The sequence below is a fragment of the Martinezella lusitana genome (genome assembly GCF_014207095.1).
GTDB lineage: Bacteria > Pseudomonadota > Alphaproteobacteria > Rhizobiales > Rhizobiaceae > Rhizobium > Rhizobium lusitanum_B.
The window spans coordinates 17,704-41,945 of record NZ_JACHBG010000023.1; the positions used below are offsets into that span (position 1 = coordinate 17,704).

Genomic DNA, 24,242 nt, shown 5'->3' on the forward strand with positions numbered 1-24,242 from the left:
CGCCACGCTGCACAACTATCTCTCAACGGTGCAGGGGTACGATGTACTCGCCTGTTTGTCGGCCTACGAGGGAGCGGCAAATGTCGGTGGGTTAGCATTACAGTTGGTGCGCCGGGAGACCGGCAAGGAGTAGATGGTGCAAGTCCATTGCGATGAAGGCGTAGCGAGCCACATCGGCCCCGAGCCGTGCGCAGGCATCCGCGAGGGTGTGTGCGAAGCGTCGGTAGGGGAGCATACAGGCCAGCCATTGAGCCGCGTAAGAATGTTATCCCGGGTGCCGACGCCGTCAACTGTGCGGAAGGCGACACGGGCGGGTGCGCAATCGCGAGCATCCGTCTGGCCCGGCGTGGTCGCAGACCCTGGCATGTATGGAAGCTCCTTGTACGGGAACCGGGAGATCTCCGGGTCGGCCATGACCCATTTTGGGTACCTGGTCCGCAGCGGGAAGGCGAGGAGCCGTCGCCGCTGATGCACGACACGGAGAAGTCTGACTTCGGCATAGTAGCTATGAAGCCGACGAACAAAACCGGGTTGCCGGTAGCGGAGTTGGTGGAGCCAAGGCCGGGGACCAAGGGGAACGCGGAACAGCAACGCATGCACCGGACACAGAGCCGGGCGCGCATGTCCCAGTCGCTGGATCGCGTACGGAAAGTCGCAAGGCTAAAGAAAAAGGAACGGTTCACCGCACTTCTCCACCACATCAATGTCGATGCACTTCGAACGGCATTCTACGCGCTCAGGCGCAAAGCTGCCGCTGGCGTGGATGGCATAACATGGCAGGACTATGAGGCAGAGCTTGAGCCTCGGCTCAGGGGCCTGCAAGCACGAGTTCACGGGGGAGTGTACCAACCGCAACCATCTCGCCGGACGTACATACCGAAGGCGGATGGAAAGCAGCGGCCGCTGGCGATCGCAGCCCTAGAAGATAAAATCGTCCAGGGCGCAACGGTCTTGGTGCTCAACGCGATCTATGAAGGCGACTTCTGCGGTTTCTCATACGGGTTCCGACCCGGACGAGGCCCGCACGATGCGTTGGATGCCTTGTCCGTCGCGATCAGCGAGCGGAGGGTGAACTGGATTATGGATGCCGATATCCAAAACTTCTTTGGGGCGGTCAGCCAGGAATGGCTGGTCCGCTTCCTGAAGCATCGGATCGGCGACAAGCGCATCATCCGTCTGATCCAGAAATGGCTGAAGGCGGGCATCCTCGAAGATGGAGTCGTGATCGTCGATGACAGGGGCACTGGTCAGGGCTCGGTAATCTCACCGTTCCTCGGCAACATCTACCTGCATTACGTTCTCGACCTCTGGGCCAAGCGCTGGCGACAGCGTGAGGCCACCGGTGACATGATCATCGTGCGCTATGCCGATGATCTGGTCGTTGGTTTCGAGCGTGAGGACGACGCTCGTCGTTTCCGCGATGCGATGCGTGCGAGGCTTGAGGAGTTCATGCTGTCGCTCCATCCGGACAAGACCCGCCTGATTGAGTTTGGTCGCCGTGCGGCGGTCAACCGCAAGAAGCGTGGAGTTGGCAAACCGGAGACCTTCGATTTCCTGGGGTTTACGTTCATATGTGGAAAATCGCGCCGTGGGAACTTCCTGCTTCAACGGAAGACGCGACGTGATCGCATGCGGACCAAGCTTCGCGAGATCAAGGCGGAGCTGCGGCGTCGAATGCACAGGCCGATCCCTGAACAAGGGAGATGGCTGAAGCAGGTCGCAACTGGGCATTTTGCGTACTTCGCGGTCCCCACGAACGGCCGAGCCCTGAACGCGTTTCGGTTCTACATAACCGATCTCTGGAGACGAACCCTTCGGCGGCGCAGCCAACGGAGCGGTTTGACCTGGGAACGCGTAACAAGGCTCACCGATCACTGGCTTCCCAGACCCCGGATCCTTCATCCCTGGCCACAGTTGCGCTTCGCCGTCACACACCCGAGGTAGGAGCCGAGTGCGGGAATTCCGCTCGCTCGGATCTGTGCGGGTGGCGCCTGGCAACAGGCGTCCCTACCGCGAACATTTTAGTTTTTCCGATGAGCTCGTCGCGCGGCAGCCTGATGGGCGCGTCTCCAACTTGACCATGCGATGACGTAGGCGGGAGTTATGCGCCGCTGGGCGAGTCTGATGGCGATGCGCCGGACTTCCTGGATAGACCAGCGGATCAAATCCTGATGGTCGGCATCCGCAGTCTTTTTTGGGGCGTTACGTCATTGGCGCGATACCGGATCACCGCCATCATAGCGAAGGCGAGCATGACGAGGGAGACGTGGCGATGCCAGCCATGCCACGACCGGGTTTCGTTGTGATCGAGCCCGAGCTCATTCTTGGCGGTCTCGAAGCTGTCTTCGATCGCCCAGCGATGGCCTTCAACGGAAACGAGCGTTTGGATGTCCGTCCCGGCCGGGCACCATGTGGTGAAGAATGCGAGATCACCGTCGCTGATAGTGCGCCGGATCAGGAGCCCACGGGTCCAAAGCCCCGATTTCGTCTCGTTATATTCGTCGGCATCGAGATCGGCGAGTTCGCAGTAGGCCCAGTCATGAAGCCGCGCGCCTTTGGTGCCCTCACCGGCGGAAAGGCGCTGCCATGCAGTTGGATCGAGATCACGAGCGATCTCCTGCGCTGTGCCGGCGACCGGAGGCTTGCCCGACCAGGAACCGAAATGGTGGTCCGACTTAACCCCGAGAACGTAGCCTTTGCAGGCTCGGCGCAGGGTTCCTTCGACGTCCCCGACGCCATAGACCGCATCTGCGGCCACCCATGAAAACGGCACATCGGCTGCCAGCGCCCGCCGTATCATATCGACAGCCAGGCCTGGCTTGGTAGCGAAGGCTGTAGCCTGAGGAACGTGAGCTGCTGCAAGCCTTGCCGGATCGCCAGTCCAGCTCTTGGGCAAGTACAGGGCTCGATCGATAAAGGCATGACCGCGAACGGACACATAGGCGGCGAACACACCGATCTGGCAGTTCGTTATCTTGCCAGCCGAACCTGTATATTGACGTGCAACACCGCACGATGTCTTGCCCTGCTTGAGGAAGCCTGTCTCGTCGATGACCAGGACCGCATTATCGGTGGCGAGGTTTTCTACGACATACTGTCGCACGATGTCGCGAAGTGCGTCCGCGTCCCAGCGCCCGCGCCCCAGAATGGCTTGTTGCCGCCACGGGCCGGGATCACCGGCCGCTTCAGCGCGCATCCAACCTGTCTTACGCCGCTCGTCACTCAGCAAGCCGTCCAGGAAAAGGTTCGCAGACGCTGCAACTCGCTCCTGCGTAAAAAGTCCGCGCATGCGGGCTTTCACGTCGCGCAATGATGTTGCCCAAAGCTCAAGCGTCGTCTCGATTGATGCACCCGACATCCATGACCTCCGAATCATGGAGACCTATAGATTCAGATTACAGATAAATATACAACTGTAATGCTAACAGGTGCAGCCGACACCGCGAACCAAGCTTTTGAAGCTGTCACTCGGATTGTCGGCCTTTTCAAGGAAGACAGGGAGAAAATCACAACCGAGAGCGATAGAGCCGGATCAGCCCTTCGCATTCACGACCTCTTTCAGCAAAACCCCTTTCATACGGCAAATCAGACCGTTCAAACAGCAGGCCTTTCTGCGCCGACTGTCAATGCAGTACTCGCTGACTTGGAACGTTTGGGGATGGTCGACGAAGTCACAGGTCGCAAGCGTGGCCGTGTTTTCAGCTACCGTAGATAACCCGCGATCCTAAGCGAAGGCACTGACCCTCTGCCTACCACGTGACTAAATCGCGGGGTCGCAAGTTCGAATCTCTTCAAGAGCAATCGAGCCGCTAGAGGCCAGCCGTGGCATGAGCGGAATGCGCGAGATTGCTGTTCGGCGGTGTATTTTATAGATGTGCCCCACTCCATGACTATATCTTTCGTAACGATTGCATGATCAAATCAAACGACGTATCGGCCTGTCCGAACAGAGGTGAAAGGTGCCAAAGGTCAATCCATTGATCCTGCGTTGGGCGCGCGAGACCGCGGGGCTCAGCGTAGAAGATGCTGCAGACAAGCTCGGTATCGGCGATGCACGCGGTGTTGCGGGCATCGATCGCCTTGCCATGCTTGAAGACGGCCAGGTTGAGCCGACCCGTCCACAGTTGATCAAGATGTCCACACAATACCGGCGCCCGCTGCTCACCTTCTATCTTGCCGAGCCGCCGGTAACCGCGGCGCGCGGCGAGGATTTCCGGACCCTTCCCGACGAATATGCGCGGCGCGATGCAGCGCTTGTAGATACGCTGTTGCGCGAAGTTCGCGCTCGTCAGGAAATGGTGCGTTCATTGCTTGAGAGCGAGGAAGAGGCCGAACCACTCGATTTCGTGGCATCTTATGACATTCGCCGTGGAGCGGAAGGTCTGGCCACGGTGATCAGCGAGCGTCTGGGTTTCAGCCTCCAGTCTTTCCGATCCAGCAATGGTCGAGGCACGCCCAAAGGGTTTGCCTATCTGCGCGAACGCGCAGAGGCTGCAGGGATTTTCGTGCTGTTGATCGGCAATCTGGGAAGTCACCACAGCGCTCTCAATGTCGAGCTGTTCAGGGGGTTCGCCCTTTCCGACAAGGTCGCGCCCTTCGTTGTGATCAACGACCAGGACAGCGAGCAGGCTTGGTCGTTCACTTTGCTGCACGAACTTGCCCATATCTGGCTCGGCCAGACAGGTGTGAGCGGCGGCCGGCCGACATCGGATATCGAAACCTTCTGCAACGATGTGGCGGGGCGTATTCTGCTGCCTTCGGCCGAGATCGCCGGCGAGGTCGCGTTGCGCGGAGCGCGCCAGGACGTCGTGATTGCGCGTATCGGCGAAATCGCGGAGCTACGACAGATCAGCCATTCGATGGTCGCCTACAAGCTCTACCGCGAAGGGATCATCGACCAGGCCATATGGTCGTCAGTGACGGCTGTCTTCCGGCAGCAGTGGCTGAACAATAAGGCAGCTCAAAGAGCACGCGCGCGTGAAAACGAAGGTGGGCCGAGCTACTATCTCGTTCGTCGCCACAGGCTTGGCAATCGCCTTCTGAGACTTTCGAAACGGATGCTTGCAGACGGAGCCCTGTCTCCTTCCAAGGCGGCGGCGATCCTCGGCGTGAAGCCGAACAACGTCTTCTCGCTGACCGACGGCGTGGCTTAAGGGGGCGGCGTGCATCTTCTCGACGCGAATGTCCTCATTACGGCGCATAATCTTTACTACCCGATTCAGCGGGTGCCCGAATTCTGGGACTGGCTCGTCCATATGGGCGAGACAGGCGCGCTGAAAATCCCGGTCGAAATCCTCGAGGAGATCACCGAAGGTTCGGAACTGGCGCAATGGTTGAATGAGGGGGACAATTATGACGCCCTCAAGCTAAATCAGGATGTCGATCCGGCTCTCGTTCAGACCGTCATCGAAAAATATGCGCCCGACCTCAACGACGCCGAGATTATCGAAGTCGGCCGCGATCCATTCTTGATTGCCTATGCCTTGGTACATCGCGCCGACCGGATCGTCGTGACGGTCGAGGCGTCCAAGCCAAGTACCAAACGGGCAAATCGCAGGATACCGGATGTCTGCAACGATCTCGAAGTGCGCTGGTGCAACAGCTTCCAAATGCTGACGGATTTGAATTTCAGGACCGGCTGGCGCTCGCAGCTCTGATCGCAAATAAGAGGAGATATTCGGCCATTCGCGGTAATTGTCGGATCTCCAAGCAATTGTCGTGGATTCAGCCAGCTGACCATCTGAGAGATGGTGGCCGCAAGTTCGATTGCGTTCAAGAGCTTCACGTGCGCTTAAAGGGCGTTGTCACATAAACGAGCCGTCAGTGAATTGTGCATAGAGACGGTGGGATGAAGAGTGCTGCCATCAGCTACAAAGGTCACCGTTTCCCGCAACAGATCATCGCCCATGCGGTATGGCTGTATTTCCGGTTCCCTTTGAGTCTGCGGATGGTCGAGGAAATGCTGTTGGAGCGCGGCATTGTCGTTTCTTACGAAACGATCCGTCGATGGGGTCGAAAATTCGGAGCGGCTTACGCCAGTCGGTTGCGCAGAAAGAAGCCATCGCGAAACGATACCTGGCATTTGGACGAGGTCGTGATTTCTATCGGCGGCCGAAAACATTGGCTTTGGCGTGCCGTCGACCAGGACGGTTACGTTCTCGACGAGATCGTCCAGGCCCGCCGGGATACCAACGCTGCCAGGCGATTGCTGATCAGGCTGCTGAAGAAGCAAGGCCTCGCGCCGAGGCGGATCGTCACTGACAAGCTACGTTCATATGGAGCGGCAAGACGGGACGTGATGTCTGCCGTCGAACATCGCACGCACAAGGGCCTGAACAATCGCGCAGAGAATTCTCACGGGCCACTTCGAAAACGAGAACGGATGATGCAGGGATTTCGATCTCCTGGCGGATTGCAACGCTTCATTTCAGTCTTCTCAGCACTTCGAAACCTCTTCGTCCCGCCGCACCCGAAACGCTCCGCCCTCGCCATCCACATCCATCGCATTCGCGCCATGGCGCACTGGAAAACCGTGACCGGCGCAACAGCCTGATTTCACTGACAACCGCCTTGTCCGCGTGCGCGTGAAACAACGTGACGTCGCCGCTTGACGTTATGGCCCCAGGGCAAATGTGCAACAAGCTGTTGCACGATTTCCTCGTTTGGGAATGCCTCAGCAAAGGCACGCATATATTTGAGGTTTCGAGGCGAAAGGCCAGTCATTTCCGGAAAATCACGCCTGAGGTCCGCTGCCAGGCGATCAATCACGCGGGCTCCCCAACCTTCCACTGTCTGGCGGGCGAGGATGTCACGGCCAATGCTCCAGTAGAGCATGATCAGTTCTTGGTTGACAGCAATGGCCGCCCTGAGCCGAGCCGCTCGGATTCTTTCCTTGAGCTCTGCGAGTAGGGATACGTAACTAACGTCTGGTGCAGGGATAGGGGTCGTCATGTCGTGAGTCTTTACCAGCTGTGGCCCTAAAAAGCTTCATTTCATTTCAGCCGAGGCCGAGCGGTTTATAAATTCCTAGAAACATAACAGTTTCCGTAAAGAGGCAGATTCCGGTTCGTTTCCCTTCACATCAATGGATCCGATTTTTTTGATCGGGGTCGTGATCTTTAAAAATGGGGTTGCAGCCAACTGCGGGACGACTACTTTGCGCCTCCATTTCGGACAGCGAGCGATTCACGGGACCGCCTGGAAGCTGCCATCCCCTGCTCGCAGCCTCGTCAGCGTCGGGGTTTAATCCTTCTCGCCCCCGCAGAGCAAAGGTCTCAGGGCTCATTTTCCGAGGGCGCCGCGTTGGCCAGGTAGCTTGGCTTCCAATTGTCACGGATGAGCGCAGCGTGTGGTTTCTGTTCGAGATCCTCCGCAATATCAGTAGATAATCTAAGCGAGGCAGGCAATAAGCCCTCCAAGATCGGATCTCGATAATTGCGATATAGGCAATAATATAGAGAAAATTACTGCAATTGTCATCGTCAATGAGCGGCGGCAATATTGAGACATCAGACGAACAGAGCATCGCCTGAGCTGCCATGTTGATAGCAAATGCTGCTTCCATTCAACCGATTAAAGGAACGACCGAAATGACTACCATTACTACCGAAGATGGCACGAAAATCTTCTACAAGGACTGGGGCTCCAAGGATGCGCAGCCCATTGTCTTCCACCATGGCTGGCCGTTGTCCTCCGACGATTGGGACGCGCAGATGCTCTTCTTCCTCTCCAAGGGCTATCGCGTTGTTGCTCATGACCGCCGTGGCCATGGGCGTTCGTCGCAAGTAGCCGACGGCCATGACATGGACCACTATGCGGCCGATGTTTTCGCCGTCATGGAGCACCTTGACCTGAAAAACGCGGTTCACATCGGCCATTCGACGGGCGGTGGTGAGGTTGCACGCTATGTCGCCAAGTTCGGCCAAAAGGCTGGTCGTGTCGCCAAGGCGGTTCTCGTTTCCGCCGTTCCGCCGCTGATGCTGCGGACTGTCGATAACCCGGAAGGTCTGCCAATGGAAGTCTTCGACGGATTTCGCTCGGCGCTTGCCGCAAACCGCGCCCAGTTTTTCCGCGATGTCCCCGCCGGTCCGTTCTACGGCTTCAACCGCGCTGGCGCCGAGGTTCAGGAAGGTGTGATTCAGAACTGGTGGCGTCAAGGCATGATGGGTGGTGCCAAAGCCCATTACGACGGCATCAAGGCGTTTTCAGAAACGGATCAAACCGAAGATCTAAAGGGGATCAGCGTTCCAACGCTGGTTCTGCACGGCGAAGACGACCAGATCGTGCCGATTGCAGACTCTGCCCATAAGGCGATCAAGCTTCTGAGAAACGGGACGCTTAAGACCTATCCCGGCCTCTCGCATGGCATGTTGACTGTCAATGCCGATCTGCTCAACGCGGACATGCTGGCGTTCGTTCAGTCCTGACCTAAAATAGGTGGCTGCGGTGGAGACCTGCCGCGGCTACCTGCACATGAGCCTTATTGAGAAGCGAACATGCGATGATGATGCTGACACGCGAACTTGTTGCCCTGACGAAAAGAGACGTCCGCGATGACGGCCCGGAACCGGGGTGGACGCCACTCTCCCGGGCAGAACTCGACAAACTGGTCCGGCGGATAGAAAGCGAGGCGGGCGATGATCCTCTTTTTGTATTTGCCTATGGATCGCTGATCTGGAACCCTGAATTCGAACCGGCGAGCCGAGAGCGTGCCACCATACATGGATGGCATAGGTCGTTCTCTCTGAAGATCGAGCGCTGGCGAGCAACCAGTGACCAACCCGGACTGATGATGGTCCTCGAGCGAGGTGGCCAATGTAATGGCATCGTCCTTGAGTTGTCATCCGAGCGGCTGCAAGAAGATCTGCGCATGCTCGTAGCTCGCGAGATCAAGTATCGCGAAGTCATAGACATGGTGCGATGGGTCCCGGTGCGAACCAAGGCAGGCGTTCGCAAAGCGCTGACATTTTGGGCGAGCACGAAGCGTGCTGGTCTGACAAGGCCGCTCCCATCAGAGCAGGCATCTTTGCTCATCGCGAGAGCCTGTGGGCAAGGCGGCTCCTGTGCCGAGTATCTTCACAACACGATCGTCGACCTTCGCGCTGAAGGCATTCATGACCGCAATCTATGGCGCATGCAGGCTTTGGTCGCGGAAGAAATAGTCGGCCTTCATAGGAGGTAAGCGCGCGCGCTTCGTGTCGTGCGCAGAAGAGAAGTGTCACTCTAGCTCAACGGCACCATATGAGCAGCGACCTGCTCCTCGAAGAATTTAGAAAACGAGGCGATGCGGGGTGGCAAAGCCTGATAGGGTGGATAATAAAGCGTCAGCCACAAATCGGCCGGTGCCCATCCGCGCAGCACGTGAACCAGACGACCGATTCTCAAGTGCTCTGAAACATTGAAGCCCGGCAGCATCGCCACGCCCGCTCCATCGGCTGCCATATCAGCAAGAACTTCGCCATTATTGGCACTGAACGCCCGGCCTGCGGAAATTGTCATACTCGACACGCCATCCGACAGCACCCAGTTCTCGCCGCGGCTTTCATCGCTGTAGGCAAGGCAATCATCGGGCGTTAGCTCGCTCGGGTGCTGCATTCCGGCATACCGGCTTGCCGGTGCAGCGACGAGAATGCGTGGAACAATGCGGATCTTGCGCCAGATCGTGAACTTGTCGGAGGGTTGCGACGAGATGCGAATTGCCAGGTCGTAATCGTCGTCCACAATGTTCACGAGCCCATCAGACAAGGAAATCTCAAAGCTGATTTTCGGGTTAAGTCGCCGAAAACCGGAAAGGATTTGCGGCAGTACCGCCTTGCCGAACCATGTCGGCGCACTGATCCGTAAGCGCCCCTGGTCGGCTTTGTGAGCATCGCGAACGTCCTTGCGGGCGTTTTCGAGCGTGTCGACGGCCGGCTTGATCTGCGCGGCAAACACCGCTCCATCAGTTGTCAGCGATACCTGACGGGTCGTGCGTACGAATAGCTGCACACCAAGATCGTCTTCAAGTGCTGCAATTGCTCTTGTGACAGCAGCGGGAGTAAGATCAAGTTCGCGGGCAACCTGCGCAAAGTTGCGCTTTTCGGCAGCCAGCAGAAACGTCTTCAGGGCCTTATAATCGTTCATCTCATTATTTCACGAATTGCAATTCATTGACATCGAGTATTGCAAACCACATCCGCAATCAACGGCATATCGGAAATGTGCTGATCCAAAGGGCGGCGCCGGCTATTAAATCTGTCCAGCTTGTATCCCTGCAGCGGGGATGCCGCTCGGGCCGCTTCTGTTGCGCTCTAACGCTGCTAACCGTCTGCATCCTAAGATGCAAACCTGAAGAGCGGACATTACCAAGGCATAAGCTGAGGAGCTGTCACCGCCAGGCGTGCGTAATTTTTGCGGATCCTCAGTGTTAAGCGGAACGCATGCGGCAAATGGATCATTCCTGCTTGGCACGATCTGCTAGGCTGGCTTTTGCGGGCGGTTGGCGGTGACGGAGGGCCACTAAGTGCCGCTAACCTTATAGATGCCGGCTACGCGACCGACGCAGATGACCCCGAAAAAGGCCATTGCAGTAAGGAAGACCTTACCAGCAAGGCCAATCGTATCCTTCTGTGTCGTCGCGGCCGGATTTAGGACAGTCAGTCACTGCGAGGCGAATGGTGTGTGGACTTCGGCAATGTATCCGCCCGGAAACCGGAGGATCGCAACCTGCCGCTTGTCCGACTGATAAGGCTGGACCAGCACCGCCGCGCCAGAAGCGGTTGCCTTTGCGATGGTCGCGCTCAGATCCTTCACCTCGTAACCGGTTGCCTCATAGCCGTAAGGGTAGGGAAGATGGCCGTCGGTCACGAGCACCGACATGTTGCCGAAGTCCGATGTGATGCGGATGCGGCGGTAAGTATCATTTGGGCGGCCGATCTCTACGCCAGGGGCTTGCCTATTGTCCAAGACAATCTCTCCGTGTGAAAACTTGAGAAAGCCGTGAATGAAGGCGTCGACAGAGTCCTTTGAGATGTAAACCCTGTTTTCGGGAACTGTTTCGAGGCCCGCATAGTGTGGAGCATCGGTGTGCCAATAGAGCTGCATGTTGATGCCGCCTGGCCATTGAATGACGGCATCGCGGCCGATCGGATCGGGGAAGGTGTCAACAATGACCGAAGCTCCGGCATTCTTTGCCTGTCGGATCGCCTCGTCCATATCCGTCACGAGATAGCCGGTGCGCTCAAGACCGAAGGGGTAGGGGATCGGCGTTTTGAACCCGAACAGCGATACAGGTCCAACGGGAGTCTGGATCAGTTGTGAGGTCGTCCTGCTCTGTGTCGGCGTCACCGTGGTGACGATCTGTTTGGTCGAGGCGCCGCCGAAGGTGGCGACGAGACTATTCGCAAAGGCATCGACATCAACCACGGGGACATAGACGTGAGTGGTGTCGTACTGCGCTCCAACCGCGACGCCCCGCTCGGCCGCATGGAGTTGTGTTATAGAGGCGGCCAGAAGCGTTGCAGCAGCCGCAGTAAAAAAGAATTTCGATCTAAATGAGGGAGAGGTCATCGGTATATCCCGGCAATTTGTAAGGGGTGGCTTAGTTCGTCGCAGTTGGTGTTTGCGAAACAACAATGACCCAGAAGTACGGCCGCTAGCAATTGCAACAATATTGTCGAATGCGTTGCTGATTCTGCAATAATAGCTGAGGCTTAAAGGAGAGACTTTCCACTACGTGCTTTTTCCAGTGCTGGGTTATGATTCATTTGCGCATACCTGGTTTGATCCAGAGCGACTTTGCATAGGCCGTGCTCATTTAGGGTCCGGCAACCGCATGAAAGCGGCGTTTCGACGCGGTGTGTGAGAATATCAAGAGGATGGCGGAGAACGGGCGTCGGGCAGATAGCCTCATGAGTCGTCAATAAAAATCCATAGCTTGACGTTCTAAAAGCGACAGGTCAGCGGTTCCTATCCTCTCAAGAGCGAGGGGATCGCAATCCTGCCTGAAGCATCAGGCCTATAGCGTCAGCGTTAGTGAGGGGCACTGACTGGTATATGCAGCGAGGCTTGTGCCTTTTCCGCAGCTGCCTGCAGGCGCTTGTCCCTGGTCCACAAGGAGGCTCTTTGGTCAAGAAGAACGGACGCCAGCAAGTGAGCATCCGTGTAGCCAATGCCCATGCTGAAAATACCATGTCGATCGATCATTATCATGACTTCGTCATGTGTCGCGACGACAGCCGCGCGCTGAGCCGCCAGGAGAGCTATCACGTTACCGCGATCCCGAAGGCTGCCAAGAGCCAACTCGCCGATCACGCTTGGATGGCAAAGTAGTCGATCATCTTCGATAATCCTGCGCAGTTCCGCGTCGGCAGATCGGAAATGATCAATCCAGATCGAGGTGTCTGCCAATATCACTCAATTGCCTCGCTCGCTGCGGCGGCGCGGCGGTGCTTCGGCGTCCGGCATGGTTCCGCCAAGCGCGATGAGGCGTTTCCCGGACTCTATACGGACAAGTGTCTCCAATGCCTGGCGAACGAGCGCCGCGGTTTCCTTGGTCCCGGTCAATGACTTCGCCCTATCCATGAGTGCATCGTCGAGATTGATAGTCGATCGCATGAGCCGAATCCCTTTGTTGAAGCATGTAAAATAGCACCAATTGGTGATGAATTCCACGCCTCTTTTCTGTTCCCATGCGCAGGGCATTGTCTTCAGTCCACGGAAGCGGGGCTCTACTGTTCGAACTGGTCAAGAGCTTGGATACGCGCGACCTTGCTCCTTAGTTTGGCCACAGCTTCAACGCCATGATCAAATGAGGTTGCCGGGACTGCGCCGCCAGGGTTCCACTTGAGTTGGGATCAGCCAGCATGAAATCGCAATCTGTTATGGATTAAGATGCTGCGCCCGCCGTCCTTTTTTTACAGTATCAATTAACGCTCGCAAGGCTGACGAAACATGTCGATGGCCCGGATAGTATAGGCACACGCCGGGGAAAGGCGGACACCAGCTGTCGAGCAATTGTTCGAGTGCCCCTGAGCGAAGTGCATCAACGACAAGGAAGTCGGGCACAAAAGCAATCCCGATGCCATCGATCGCCGCCTCCACCATCAGCGTCTGATCCGTCAGGGTCAATGGCCCATTGACATTGATGGTTTCGACAATGCCATGACGTTCGAATTCCCAGCGGTAAATCGCTCCACTTTCGAACCGAAAACGGATGCAATCGTGCTGATAGAGGTCCTGCGGTGCTACCGGCCGGCCGCGAACGGCGATATACTCTGGTGATGCGACAGCAGCAAACCGAGCGGTCTCGGTGAGGCGAACCGCGATCATGTTCTGCGGCACCGCTTCCTCCAGGCGAATGCCCGCATCAAAGCCCTCGCCGACGATATCACCAAGTCTGCCATCCGTGACGATATCGAGATGGACTTGGGGATAATCGCGCCTGAAACGAGTCAATATCGGCCGCAGGACCATACGGATAGCCGCGTCGCTGGCGTTGATCCGCACCGTACCGGTTGGAACGCCGCGAAAGTCGTTAACCTCCCGCAATGCTTCGGTGACCGACGACATGGCTGGTCGCAGCTTCGCGGCGAGTCGTTCGCCGGCCTCCGTCAGGGAAACGCTACGCGTCGTTCGATTGAACAGGCGGACGCCAAGGCGTTCCTCAAGACCTCTGATGGAGTAGCTGATCGCGGAGGGTGTTACCTCGAATTCAGGTGCCGCCGCCCGAAAACTCCGGTGATTGGCGACTGCCAGGAATACATTCAAGGCGAACAGATCGCCGCTTCCCGATTGGTGAAGATCTTTCATCGCACTATCAAGCATTGCTGACATTGTTGTGTCAATTGCGATTGCATAGCTTTGAAACTCGGCTGAGGAGAGATTGCGAAAGCTAATTTATGCATCGGATCCCACCTCCGCCGAAAAGGTCGAAACGACATCAATGACAGAGTGAAGAAGAAACGTCATGACAAAGAAGATCTTGATTACTGGTGCCAGTTCCGGTTTCGGCCGTGGCGCGGCAATCGAACTTGCCCGCCGCGGACATCAGGTCATAGCGACCGCTGAAAGCTGGCCTCTCGTGCGGAGCTTGCGGTCCGATGCAGCGGACGCGGGCGTCAAGCTTGAAGTCATCAAGCTCAATCTACTGGACGAGATCGATATAGCCCATGCAGCGACCTATGATCCCGACGTGCTCGTGCTCAATGCCGGCGTCATGGAAAGTGGCTCCGTCATCGACATTCCGATGAAGCAGGTACGCGAGTCGTTCGAGATCAATGTTTTCGGTCATCTGAAACTGGTGCAGGGCATCGTTCCCAAGATGGTGGCGCGCAAGTCCGGCAAGGTGGTGTGGACCTCATCAATGGGCGGCATCCTCGTTGTTCCTTTCGTGGGGATATACTGCGCCACGAAGCATGCCATCGAGGGCATAGCCGGCTCCATGAGGGCTGAACTAGCGCCACATGGTGTCAAGGTTGCTACCGTAAACCCTGGCGTCTTCGGCACCGGCTTCAACGATACCGGCGCGGAGAGCCACGCGCAATGGTACGATAAAAAAACCGCTGTCGTCCCGATGCCGGACTTCGGAAATTCGCTGGCGGATCAAGCCGACCCAAAGGAGATGATCGATGCAATGGTCGAGATCATCCCGGCAGACGATCATCTTTATCGCACGATGCGTCCGTTCGGAACGATCGAAGCCGCAAAGCAATGGCAGGAAACGGAGTGGGTCCAAAATGCCTGATATGACGCTCGAATATGCGCAAGGTCTTGTCGCAAAGGGCCGCGCGGCCGCCGAGGACTCTGACATGAAGGTGGTGTTTGCGGTCATGGACAAAGGCGCGAATCTAGTGGCGTTCTCCCGCATGGATGGGGCCTGGCTGGCATCAAACGAACTCGCAATTGCCAAAGCGCGCACGTCCGTAATGTTTCAGGCACCCACCGATGCACTGAACGCACCGTTAGAGCTTGGCGAGCCACTCCTGCATTTCGATCATATCCACCATGGCGGCCTCCTTCTGGTGGGCGGCGGCGTGCCACTGTTTAGCGTCGACGGGGCATTGATCGGTGCGCTTGGAGTATCGGGCGGTACGCCCGAGCAGGATGCGGCTATCGCTTACGCGAGTACCGTCGGATAGAGCCACCGATTCCGCTTGATTCCGCGACGGGATTAGCCAACTACTCCGACTAGTTTCGGATGCCTCGAAGGCTGACTCTGATTGAATTGGCTGCTGATTATCGCGAGAATCTGCCCCACTTTTTCATTTCGCGATCATCCAATCAGGCCTTTAAATGGTGTTTGCCGATAATTTGATAGCGCGGATACTGTGGATCAACGCGAAACGAAAAAGTGGGTTAAATCATGCTGCAATTCAACATACTGGGTCGTTTACGCACCGACGCGGACTTTAAGCGTCTGCGCTTGTTCACGACTGCGGCTCTCATGGCAGAGGGACGTAAGGAAGTTGAAGATTGGCGAAAGGACGGTTTCGACGCCGTCGATATGGAAAGTGCTGCCGTATTCTCAGTCGCTGAGTGTTTCAATATGCGAAAAGGCTCAATGCTTTTTGTTTCCGACCAGCCGTATAGTGAGAAGGGCCTCCTGCACACGGAACGAGATGATCGACTACTCGAGCGGGTTGATGACTCTGTGATTGAGCTGATTCTCGCCTTCCTTGAGAAAAATAACCGAGTGGATATCGAAAATATTCAAACAGGCGCATGAGCGTTCTACTCACGGATGTCAGGATCCGATAAGTGGACCAAGGCTAACGCACCCTACGTTAGCGGGGAGCTAGGGTTCGATTCTCCTCAAGATCATCGATTGCAGTTTCCGTAGGTAGTCGCAGGTCAACGATAGCGATCTCCTTGCATTCTTTATCCGCTTGAGAAGATGTTAGGCTCTCCAGTTTCACGACGCCTTGACCAAGATTTGCATTTGAGGCTGATCCATTCTGTCGCGAAGATATCGTTGATGAATTTGCGATATCGGCATCCAGATCGGGTTTCGATGAAACGTAAAGTCGAGTGAAATCTCGAAACAAATGAACATCATAGCTGTCCCGAAGTACGCCAGTGCGGAGCCACCAGGTCTGTCCAGCGTTGCTATTTAAAGTGGAAGACACACAACCGCTTCTGGCTTCGGCTACCTACATCGCTCTCGCGCGGCGGTCATTTCCTATGCAGCATTCATGATATGACAGACGGCTACTTCTTGCGGATGGCATAAACGAGCGATGTTATTGGCAAAGTTGTCGCCGCAAACAAGCCAAGGCAAGCTGCGATAGGAACTTCCAACCGAAGAAGAAAGGTGCTCAACGCTAGCGCTAAAACGATAAAAAGGGAGCTCGAGATGTTGTTCGCAGCAAAGATACGGGACTTCTCGCTTTCATTGATGCATTGATAGAGCGACGACGAAAAGTGAGAAGCGTATATTCCCGAAGCCACCGCGATGACAAAGAAGTCAAGTAGCGTCCGATTGAGCGCGGAAGGGATCGAGAATTGCAAATCGACACCTGTGCTCGCGATCAGAACGGCCATTGCGCCGGGCAGGTACTCGGCTATCCGGCCCCGATTGAGCCAAGGGCCGCCTCCTAGCCCGAGGCCGGCGCCCAATGTGAAAGTCAGCAGGATCGATGCGATCTGCGCCTCGGATCCGAGCAAAGTATAGCGAACCAGCACTGCGACGTTCGAGAGATATACTGCACCCAATGCCCAGTACCAGGAAAGCGCAAGGATGGAAGCCAACACGCGGCGGTCCTGTATGGCGAGACGAAGAATCCGCAGTGTCGGCGGGATTGGATTGATATCAAGTCTGCTGCGCGAGGCGCCCGCATTTGCAATGCCGGGACTGGCGATCGTCAAAAAAAACGACACGCCGACCATTAGCAGTGCGACAAGGCCAATTATTCCGCGATCCGGCTGAGCTCCGAGGATGGCGCCCAGGTAAGTCGCACATAAAATTGCGGCCATGGAGGCCGCTTCGACGGCGGCATAGCCTATCCCGTGCACCGAACGAGGAAGGAGATCCGAGACCAACGAATATTTGATCGGGCTATACAAAGTGGAAGTGACCCCCTTTGCAAATACCAGCGTCAGCAGAAGCGGGACACTGCCGATGTAGAAGCCAAAGGCGGTACATGCCGCAATTATCAGGTCTGCATATCGGAGCCCAAGTGCAAGACTCCTTTTGTTGAAATAGTCGCCGAGATAGCCGCCATGTGCCGAAAAGATGAAAAATGGCGCCATGAACAGAATCCAAGCCAGGGATGCCAGCCAACTGAGGCGCTCCGCATCTATATCGCTGCGGAATGCCAGGGACACGATCACTGAATTCTTGAGCAGCACGTCGAAAGCCGCGTTCGAGGCGCCGATAACGCAATGCATCGCAAATGGCCAATTAACCGGATGTTTCATCGCTTCGGTCGTCGGTCTATCGCAGTTCAGAGGGGTCGCGATCACACATGAATATGCGCGGTCCGGTTTCACTCTGGGAGACGGGCGAGGACGGCACAGGCGCGATAATGATCTGTCAACGGGAACACACCTTCCATGCGGGAGAACGTTGCAAGCTGAGAAACGTCAAGGTGGCAAAGAACATGGGCGAAGAAACCCGAATTCAGGCCGAAGCTGTAGAAGTCATCGAAGTTGGCGAAGCGCACCTCCTTCGTGAAATGTTCGACGGCAACTACATCAAGGCCGGCCTTCGCGCAGAAAGAGACGATCGTGTCGGCGTCCTCTGGAGCCCTGTTTTTATCGCGGATGAATTGATCCGGAAGGACCGTGCGCGCCAACGAGTAGACGCGTGGAAATGCCTGAAACGTGCTGCTGACGATCGAGTAGTATCCCTTTGCCTGCAAGAGCTTTGCGGTGCGCGCAACTATGTCTTCGCCATCGATAAAGGTCGTCAGGAAGTGCATCAAGATTAGGTTCATGCTCTCAAGGGAGAAATGCTGCAGCGTATTAGCCACATCGTCGTGAACCGCATGAAAGCCCAACTTGGCCTTGGCGATACGCAACATCTCCCCAGAAAGGTCGATTCCGTGCAAGGCGGCGTTGGGGTAGTTCTTCTCGATCGCAATCAGCGATTCACCGGTTCCGACGGCGAGATCCAATACGTTTTGGGTCTGATCGGCAGTGACATGCTTGCTGATCTGCTCCAAAGCAAGAGCTCTGGCGCCAGCAAGCAGGCCGCGTTCATCATCATCATATGTCTCAGCTATGCGCTGATCGTATAGTCTGCCAATGTTCATGTGAGCGTATTCCCTATGATCTTTATCGGTTCAGCTGATATGTTGCGCGGTCTGCGCGCTTTTGCTGTTTTGGTCGAGCATGTCTTGTCGTAGATCGATCCCGCTTTCGGCCAAATATTCGCGGAGCATGTGCAGGAATGCCTCGATATCCTTCGGTTCGATCTGACCAATGTTGGCCAGTCGGAAACAGTCGATCTGCCCGACTTTTCCGGGATAGATGGTAAAACCCCCGCTAAGAAGCGCATCGTGCATGGCATCGAAGCTGAAGTTGAGAGCTGGGGGCATCAGAAAGGTTGTCAAAAGCTTCGATTGTGGTAGATCCGGAACAGCCATTCCGAAGCCCAGTTCATCCATGCCCTTGACGAGGGCTTCCCAACAACTGCAGTAGCGCATGTAGCGCTTGATCTGAGATTCTTCAAAGAACTCGTCAAGAGCGGCATCTAGTGCATATAAAACCTGAACTGGTGGCGTGAAGCGCATCTGCAGGCTGCCGTGAAAGCTGCTATATTGCTTATATAGATCCATATACAAGCTTCTCGGGCGATAGTCCGGAGGCGGGTTGAGCAGCTTGCTACGGCAAATTGCAAAGGAGATACCAGCCATGCCCTGAATGCACTTGTTCGACGACGAAATGAGGACGTCGATAGGCGTTCTTCTCAAGTCGATAGGGATGCCTGCATAAGAGGACATTGCATCCACGATGAGCGTCACTCCAAACCGGCGCGTCAGCTCGCTTAACTGTTCTATCGGGTTAAGAACACCGGTGGTAGTTTCATGGTGCACGGCTACCACGTGGGTTATCGCCTTGTCCTTTCCGAGAAGCGCGGCTATGGCTTCCAGATCGGGCAGTCGATCGTAGCCAGTCTCGTGGATTGCCACCTGCTCCGGACCAAGATGGATATGGCACATCTCCAAGATGCGAAGACCATAGGCGCCATTGATCGACACCAGGATCTTGCCGTCCGCGGGAACCAGAGAACTGATGCAAGCCTCTACCGCGCATGTTCCGGAACCGGCGAAAATGACGGCACTATGTGTGTTTTCGCCGTGGACTACCTCCACCAACCGTCGCGCGATCTTTTCCTGTAGCCTGCCGAACTCGATCTCACGCGGACAAATGTCGGAGACGATCTGAGCCTGTTTCACCCGCTGGCTGGTTGTCGCCGGTCCTGGAGTCAAGAGAATGTTCCGCATCGGGATCATGCTGGCTCTCCCGAAGCCGACACGATACGCGGCCAGATCACCGCATTTGCGCGTGCAAGATGATCGAGCGTGTCGATTTCTGTCCAGGTCAGTTCCGTCTTTTCAACGTGCAGCGGGAGCGAGCGGGCAATCCCAACCAGACCTTCCTCGTAATGGAAGCCGACGGGACGCTTGTGCCCATTACGCGACAGCCACGCATCGAGGGCAAGCGGAACGCTGCGCTCGAGCTTGCAGATCCCGACAAGCTCCGCATCGATACGCGCCAACGAGCCGCGGTCTTTTGACAGGTTCACGAGATGCGAACGATCGTCCGTCTGAATGTAGACCTCATCTCCCGATCCGGTATGCCCGGAGGCAAGCACGACATTGGGAAACGGGCACCCCAGCACTCGATCGATCATCGCCGCATCATAAAGCAGATCGGACTCGAGCGAGAGAAAGTCGCAACCCAGGTCTCGCGTACAAAGCAGAAGCGTTTCGAGGCTGCCCGAATTGGCAAAATCACTGTTAGCAATGCAATCGATTTGCACGTGCCTGATGCGCGAGGATAGCGCCTCGTACTCCGATGCCATGTATCCCGTTCCGATAACGATGCGGCGGATACCACGATCCGCCAGAATTTCGATCGATCGTTCGACGATCGGCTGTCCGGCGACGGGTATAAAACCCTTGGGGGCGTTGTGGGAATATTCCGATATTCTGCTGCCAAGCCCCGCGGCCATGATGACCGCTGTATCGATGCTCATTTCATGAACTCCTGCAGCCGGCGCACCGCATCGGCGGGCGAAATGGTGGGGCGTCCCAGTGGTGAAATCGAGCCTGGCGCTATCGAGACATGCAGAAAGGTTAGCCGCGATTGTGCCAGCCAGTCGTCCAGAGCCTGCTCGACCTCACCCAGGTTTGAAGCGCTCGCCACATGCGAATATCCGGCACCGTGCGCGATCATGGGCCAGTTCATCCCACGCGATGCTGTAGCTTGCCCACCAGTCGAATCATGCGTTTCGTTGTCAAGCAGAACGTGAAGAAGGTTGTCGGGTCGATAGCAGGCGTTAGTCGCCAGATTTCCCATGCGCATAAGCAGGGCGCCGTCTCCATCGAGCGCGATGATCTTTCGTTCGGGTCTTGCGATGGACAGTCCAAGTCCGATTGAGGAGATGCAGCCCATGGAGCCGACCATGTAAAAATTGTTCGGCGCATCCTCGAGTGTGAAGAGCTCTCGTCCGCACATTCCCGTTGTTGCAAGCAGTACCGTGTCATCACGCTTGCAATTGGAGAACACCTTCAGCACGTCATAACGGCGGGGTCGCTGGAGGTCACTTCCGGCGATTGGGATCGTCAAGGTTCCACCTTGATATGCCTGGAGCGGTGAGGAACGTAGATCCAGCGAAGAGAAGGTGTTCTTCGATACAAGAAAGAAGACAGACTTGCCTCTTCGCAGGAAGTTCTGGGCCTCTTCCAGCTGCCTTGCGGCAGAGGATAGATCGGTCTTCAGATGAATAACATGCACACCGCTCGTCTCCAGCAGCGGTCGTGTAATCTGTCCCATAAACTCATGTTGGACCTCGTCTGGAACACCGTCTTCGCCGCGAAAGCCAACGAAGCCAGTAACCGGAAGCTCACAGATGTTGGTCAGCGACGTCAGTGGAGCGAGCGCATTTGTAAGTCCGGAATTCTGGAGGAGAACTGCCGATTTCTTGCCGCCAAGCTGAGCGCCGGTTGCGATGGCAACAGCTTCGCCCTCGTTCGTCGCAGCGACATAATCGAGTGAATTGTTGGCGAGATTGATCAGAGGCTGCAGAAGGGAACACGGGACTCCCGAAAACAATTCGTAGCGGTATGACTGCAGCAGGGCCCCGAATTCGCTCGTATCGATCATGGCCGCTGGCCCACAGCAACATAATTCCTGGTGTCATTTAGCTCGCCGGGGAGGTATTTTTCCTCGGCCCGCTGTAGTTCATCAGCACCTTGGAGTCGGAATATTTCCGACACCGGAGCGATCTTGTCCTCTTGATGCGTGATCGACTGCATCTTGAAGATGTCTTCGGCGGTCTTGCGCATCACGGATATGGCGGATCGAAGAATGTGGTTTGCCCAGATAATCGTGGAGACGCCGAGTTTTTCGAAGTGAGGCGTCGGCGTGGAATGATAGGTCGTCGGAACGATGACGACGGGATGCCGATTGCCCCATTCCCTCATGAAGGCTTCGATCTCCTCAGGCCCACGCTTCTTGCTATGCACCAGAATGGCGTCGGCGCCCGCCAAACGGTAGGCTTCGGCGCGGTTAAGCGCTTCTTTCAAGCCCGCCCCTACAATCATGGCTTCTGTTCTCGCAACAATCACGAAATCATCGTCCCGTTGCGTATCTTTTCCGGCTTTGATCTTCCCGCAGAATTCGTCGACCTCGGCCAGTCCCTGTTTTTCGCCGTCGATAAAGGAATTGGTTTTCGGGAACAGCTTGTCTTCGATGCACACACCGGCCACCTGGCGGGACTCGAGCTTCGAGACCAGCCGGCGCAAGTTGTTGAAATTGCCGTAGCCGGTATCACCGTCAAGAAGGATAGGAACGCGCGTGGCATCGCTCATGAATTCCACAAACTCGAGGACTTGGGTCCAACTGGCTTCATTGTTGTCGCGAACCCCCATCGAGCCTGAGAGGGTCAAGCCACTCGCCCATATCCCCTTGAACCCTGCTTCTTCGACGATGCGGGCGCTCAAGCCATTGTGAGCCTCGCATAGGAAATCCAGCTCCTCCCTGCGAAGCATCTTTTTGAGTTGCGTTGTCTTCTTCACAGTCTAATTCCTTCAAATCTCATGGTCTTGGCACGAGGATGTTTCGCCATATGGGCTCTGTGCCTTTTGAGGACGACGTCACCCGCTCCGGAAAGCCGCGTCTGCTGCTCACGAATGACCTGTTCTGCCAGAGAACGGCGTCGCGACAGCGAAAATTGCGTTTGGCTGGCGTTACGACGGCGTCATTGAACGCGCCGCCTGGCAGAAGGTCCGGCGTTAAGAGTGCTTTCCTGTTCGGGTGAAGCTCTTCTTCGAGGCGAGAACCATCAGGCCGATCTCCAGAAGCGTGAAAGGAACCGCGATGTAGTAGGCCAGTAGAACGGTTCCTAGGAGATCGAGCCTGGGAAGAAAACCGATCTGGAGACTGAAGCCCGGAAAGCAAAATATTGCAACCATGAGAGCCGCGTATGCATAAATCTCGAAGCTCCAACCCAGCCGAGTTATGAACAGTTGGCCTGCATATATGCGAATGACGTATGTCCAGCATGCGAGGGCTTGCCGCAGCAACATGGCACCGAAGACCAGAGCTTCATGGAGATCGAACCTGTAGATGATGGCGGCCTGGAGGACGAAGAAGCCAAGAGCATCCCCGAAGTGGTCGAGAAATCCCCCGAATTCGCTAGATTGCCCCGTATTCCTGGCATGAATGCCATCGCAGGAGTCCAGTAGGATCCATAGCACCAGTAAGGCGGCGCATATAAGAAGCGAGTAAGGTTGTGTCGACAGCGCAAGAGTTGCTGCTGCAGCAAAGCCGATACAGATTGCCGCAAGCGTTAGGATGTTCGGATGAACAGATCGTGGAATATGTGCGACAAATTTCGACAATAGAGGATAGATCAGTCGATCCGTTATATCGTGGTTGGTAGCGGACGGTTTTGCAACAGATGGCTCCTGTCGGATCATGTATTTTTTCCAATTATTTGCTGTACAGATGTCTTAGCGTGACGGAGGCCGTGATATTTAGGCGAGGTGAAAACCCTCGTTTCCCAGTTGCGCGACTTCGCGTGGCGCTTGAGTTTGGCGTCCGGATTGATCGCTACCGGATAGCCAACGATTTCAAGCATATGTCGGTCCTGCCAGTGATCGCCATATGCATGGCATTGATCAAGTGCGATACCGTTGCGCTGAGCGTAGTCTTGCACAATCTTGGCTTTCGCCTTGCCGAACGGAATTGGCCCTCGCACTTCACCTGAAAACTGATCACCGTGGGTTTCAAGAAACGTTGCATGGCATTCGTCGACTTTGAGATAGTCTCCCGCTTTCAATGCGATGAAATCGATCGTTGCAGATACGATGACTATCTTATCTCCAGCCTGCCTATGCTTCTCGATCTGAGCAAGCATCCCTGGATAGAAAGCTTTGCTGAGCTTTGCCTCGAACAGTTTCTCATAGATATCAACGCAAGGTCTGATACTCTCTCCTGAGAACAATTCCCGAAGTATCTTTCGCTTTAAATTCCCGGTACCGTTAATCAAATGCAGATCATACCTCAGCTGCAGGCTGATGATCTTGACGAAATTCTTGAAGCTGATACCACCACGCGCGAGCTGATGATACGCAAAAACCTTCTCTCCGACGCAATCCCAAAGAGTCTTATCAAGATCAAAGAAAGCTGCAGCAGGCATTGTAAGTCTTTCGGTGACGCCAATAGATGTGAGTGCACAGCCGCGCCTTGAATAGAAGCGCTGATGTGGCAATCATTACAGCAATTCACTCTTGTATTTGGTAGGTTTGTATTACGAAGATATACGAACGCGAACATGAAGCATTATCGTATCGGGTGATACCTCGCGATTGGTGCTCCGCTGCTGCGCAATAGCGTTATAGAAAATGCCTGCAGATTTGAAAGAGGAATCGCTCCCTTAAAGTCCTACCTCGGTGTCTCATATTTGGGTATATCGAGTTAGGCGCGAGGCAGAGCGGCATTTCATCACCCATCGAGGTCGCGCTAATTCAGCACGATCTGAAATGTGAGCATCAACACTATCGCAGGAGCTTTACATCCGCGCGATTGCAGAT

At 55.7% G+C, this 24,242-nt stretch carries 24 protein-coding genes and 1 pseudogene; 10 read left to right on the forward strand and 15 right to left on the reverse strand.

Annotated features, from left to right (window positions below):
• The first annotated feature begins 468 nt into the window (after window positions 1-468).
• Window positions 469-1,944 (forward strand): group II intron reverse transcriptase/maturase, encoded by a 1,476-nt coding sequence (gene ltrA / locus GGD46_RS28100; protein WP_184710069.1) that lies wholly within the window; start codon window positions 469-471, stop codon window positions 1,942-1,944.
• A gap of 217 nt (window positions 1,945-2,161) precedes the next feature.
• On the opposite strand, the gene GGD46_RS28105 is transcribed toward ltrA, so the two are convergent.
• Window positions 2,162-3,376, reverse strand: coding sequence for an IS701 family transposase (locus tag GGD46_RS28105; RefSeq protein WP_184710072.1), 1,215 nt, complete (start codon window positions 3,374-3,376; stop codon window positions 2,162-2,164).
• 45 nt (window positions 3,377-3,421) lie between these two features.
• Here GGD46_RS28105 and GGD46_RS34455 point away from each other — a divergent pair.
• From GGD46_RS34455 to GGD46_RS28120, 4 genes and pseudogenes are all read left to right on the forward strand, one after another.
• Window positions 3,422-3,715, forward strand: a pseudogene (locus GGD46_RS34455) (winged helix-turn-helix domain-containing protein); the annotation flags it as partial.
• A 244-nt stretch (window positions 3,716-3,959) separates the two neighbouring features.
• Window positions 3,960-5,153, forward strand: coding sequence for an ImmA/IrrE family metallo-endopeptidase (locus tag GGD46_RS28110; protein WP_184710074.1), 1,194 nt, complete (start codon window positions 3,960-3,962; stop codon window positions 5,151-5,153).
• A gap of 9 nt (window positions 5,154-5,162) precedes the next feature.
• A complete protein-coding gene (locus GGD46_RS28115) occupies window positions 5,163-5,657 on the forward strand; it encodes a DUF4411 family protein (protein ID WP_184710076.1) in 495 nt (164 codons plus the stop codon).
• Between the two features lie 191 nt (window positions 5,658-5,848).
• Window positions 5,849-6,553, forward strand: a complete 705-nt coding sequence (locus tag GGD46_RS28120) for an IS6 family transposase (RefSeq protein ID WP_184710078.1) — start codon at window positions 5,849-5,851, stop codon at window positions 6,551-6,553.
• A gap of 2 nt (window positions 6,554-6,555) precedes the next feature.
• Here the strand turns inward: GGD46_RS28120 and GGD46_RS28125 are convergent, their stop codons facing one another.
• Window positions 6,556-6,951: a DUF1016 N-terminal domain-containing protein gene (locus GGD46_RS28125; protein WP_246806493.1), complete on the reverse strand. Its 396-nt coding sequence runs from the start codon at window positions 6,949-6,951 to the stop codon at window positions 6,556-6,558.
• Between the two features lie 638 nt (window positions 6,952-7,589).
• Here GGD46_RS28125 and GGD46_RS28130 point away from each other — a divergent pair.
• Complete coding sequence (locus tag GGD46_RS28130) at window positions 7,590-8,426, forward strand: alpha/beta fold hydrolase (RefSeq protein WP_184710080.1); 837 nt, start codon at window positions 7,590-7,592, stop codon at window positions 8,424-8,426.
• 77 nt (window positions 8,427-8,503) lie between these two features.
• Window positions 8,504-9,181, forward strand: a complete 678-nt coding sequence (locus tag GGD46_RS28135) for a gamma-glutamylcyclotransferase (RefSeq protein WP_184710160.1) — start codon at window positions 8,504-8,506, stop codon at window positions 9,179-9,181.
• Window positions 9,182-9,222: 41 nt separating this feature from the next.
• Here GGD46_RS28135 and GGD46_RS28140 read toward each other — a convergent pair whose 3' ends face one another.
• The 5 genes from GGD46_RS28140 to GGD46_RS28160 all read right to left on the reverse strand — a co-directional run bounded on the left by GGD46_RS28140 (window position 9,223) and on the right by GGD46_RS28160 (window position 13,788).
• Window positions 9,223-10,122, reverse strand: coding sequence for a LysR family transcriptional regulator (locus GGD46_RS28140; RefSeq protein ID WP_184710082.1), 900 nt, complete (start codon window positions 10,120-10,122; stop codon window positions 9,223-9,225).
• 516 nt (window positions 10,123-10,638) lie between these two features.
• Window positions 10,639-11,547, reverse strand: coding sequence for a glyoxalase (locus GGD46_RS28145; RefSeq protein ID WP_184710085.1), 909 nt, complete (start codon window positions 11,545-11,547; stop codon window positions 10,639-10,641).
• A 462-nt stretch (window positions 11,548-12,009) separates the two neighbouring features.
• Window positions 12,010-12,393 carry a type II toxin-antitoxin system VapC family toxin gene (locus GGD46_RS28150; RefSeq protein WP_184710087.1) on the reverse strand — a complete coding sequence of 128 codons (384 nt, stop codon included), beginning with the start codon at window positions 12,391-12,393 and terminating at the stop codon, window positions 12,010-12,012.
• Complete coding sequence (locus GGD46_RS28155) at window positions 12,394-12,594, reverse strand: type II toxin-antitoxin system VapB family antitoxin (RefSeq protein ID WP_184710089.1); 201 nt, start codon at window positions 12,592-12,594, stop codon at window positions 12,394-12,396. It lies immediately after the preceding gene.
• Window positions 12,595-12,858: 264 nt separating this feature from the next.
• Window positions 12,859-13,788 carry a LysR family transcriptional regulator gene (locus GGD46_RS28160; RefSeq protein ID WP_210325745.1) on the reverse strand — a complete coding sequence of 310 codons (930 nt, stop codon included), beginning with the start codon at window positions 13,786-13,788 and terminating at the stop codon, window positions 12,859-12,861.
• A 157-nt stretch (window positions 13,789-13,945) separates the two neighbouring features.
• On the opposite strand from GGD46_RS28160, the gene GGD46_RS28165 reads away from it, so the two are divergent.
• The 3 genes from GGD46_RS28165 (at window position 13,946) to GGD46_RS28175 (ending at window position 15,703) form a co-directional block, all read left to right on the forward strand.
• The gene (locus GGD46_RS28165; protein WP_184710091.1) at window positions 13,946-14,722 is read left to right on the forward strand and encodes an SDR family oxidoreductase; all 777 of its coding nucleotides are present in this window, start codon (window positions 13,946-13,948) and stop codon (window positions 14,720-14,722) included.
• The gene (locus GGD46_RS28170; protein WP_184710093.1) at window positions 14,715-15,116 is read left to right on the forward strand and encodes a heme-binding protein; all 402 of its coding nucleotides are present in this window, start codon (window positions 14,715-14,717) and stop codon (window positions 15,114-15,116) included. The genes GGD46_RS28165 and GGD46_RS28170 overlap by 8 nt, the downstream gene beginning before the upstream one ends.
• 224 nt (window positions 15,117-15,340) lie before the next feature.
• Entirely contained in the window at window positions 15,341-15,703 is a 363-nt protein-coding gene (locus tag GGD46_RS28175; protein ID WP_184710095.1) for a hypothetical protein, read from the forward strand.
• 482 nt (window positions 15,704-16,185) lie between these two features.
• Here GGD46_RS28175 and GGD46_RS28180 read toward each other — a convergent pair whose 3' ends face one another.
• The 8 genes from GGD46_RS28180 to GGD46_RS28215 all read right to left on the reverse strand — a co-directional run bounded on the left by GGD46_RS28180 (window position 16,186) and on the right by GGD46_RS28215 (window position 23,848).
• Window positions 16,186-17,394: an MFS transporter gene (locus GGD46_RS28180; protein WP_184710097.1), complete on the reverse strand. Its 1,209-nt coding sequence runs from the start codon at window positions 17,392-17,394 to the stop codon at window positions 16,186-16,188.
• Between the two features lie 68 nt (window positions 17,395-17,462).
• Window positions 17,463-18,230 (reverse strand): class I SAM-dependent methyltransferase, encoded by a 768-nt coding sequence (locus tag GGD46_RS28185; protein WP_184710099.1) that lies wholly within the window; start codon window positions 18,228-18,230, stop codon window positions 17,463-17,465.
• A 30-nt stretch (window positions 18,231-18,260) separates the two neighbouring features.
• Window positions 18,261-19,433: a 2-aminoethylphosphonate aminotransferase gene (locus GGD46_RS28190; RefSeq protein WP_210325746.1), complete on the reverse strand. Its 1,173-nt coding sequence runs from the start codon at window positions 19,431-19,433 to the stop codon at window positions 18,261-18,263.
• Complete coding sequence (locus GGD46_RS28195; protein WP_184710101.1) at window positions 19,430-20,179, reverse strand: NTP transferase domain-containing protein; 750 nt, start codon at window positions 20,177-20,179, stop codon at window positions 19,430-19,432. The genes GGD46_RS28190 and GGD46_RS28195 overlap by 4 nt, the downstream gene beginning before the upstream one ends.
• Window positions 20,176-21,309, reverse strand: a complete 1,134-nt coding sequence (aepY, locus tag GGD46_RS28200) for a phosphonopyruvate decarboxylase (RefSeq protein ID WP_184710103.1) — start codon at window positions 21,307-21,309, stop codon at window positions 20,176-20,178. Before aepY ends, GGD46_RS28195 begins: the two co-directional genes overlap by 4 nt.
• On the reverse strand, window positions 21,306-22,223 hold the full coding sequence (aepX, locus tag GGD46_RS28205) for a phosphoenolpyruvate mutase (RefSeq protein ID WP_184710105.1): 918 nt from the start codon (window positions 22,221-22,223) through the stop codon (window positions 21,306-21,308). The genes aepY and aepX overlap by 4 nt, the downstream gene beginning before the upstream one ends.
• A gap of 216 nt (window positions 22,224-22,439) precedes the next feature.
• Entirely contained in the window at window positions 22,440-23,126 is a 687-nt protein-coding gene (locus tag GGD46_RS28210) for a CDP-alcohol phosphatidyltransferase family protein (protein WP_184710107.1), read from the reverse strand.
• Window positions 23,123-23,848, reverse strand: coding sequence for an HAD family phosphatase (locus GGD46_RS28215; protein ID WP_184710109.1), 726 nt, complete (start codon window positions 23,846-23,848; stop codon window positions 23,123-23,125). Before GGD46_RS28215 ends, GGD46_RS28210 begins: the two co-directional genes overlap by 4 nt.
• Window positions 23,849-24,242 lie beyond the last annotated feature (394 nt).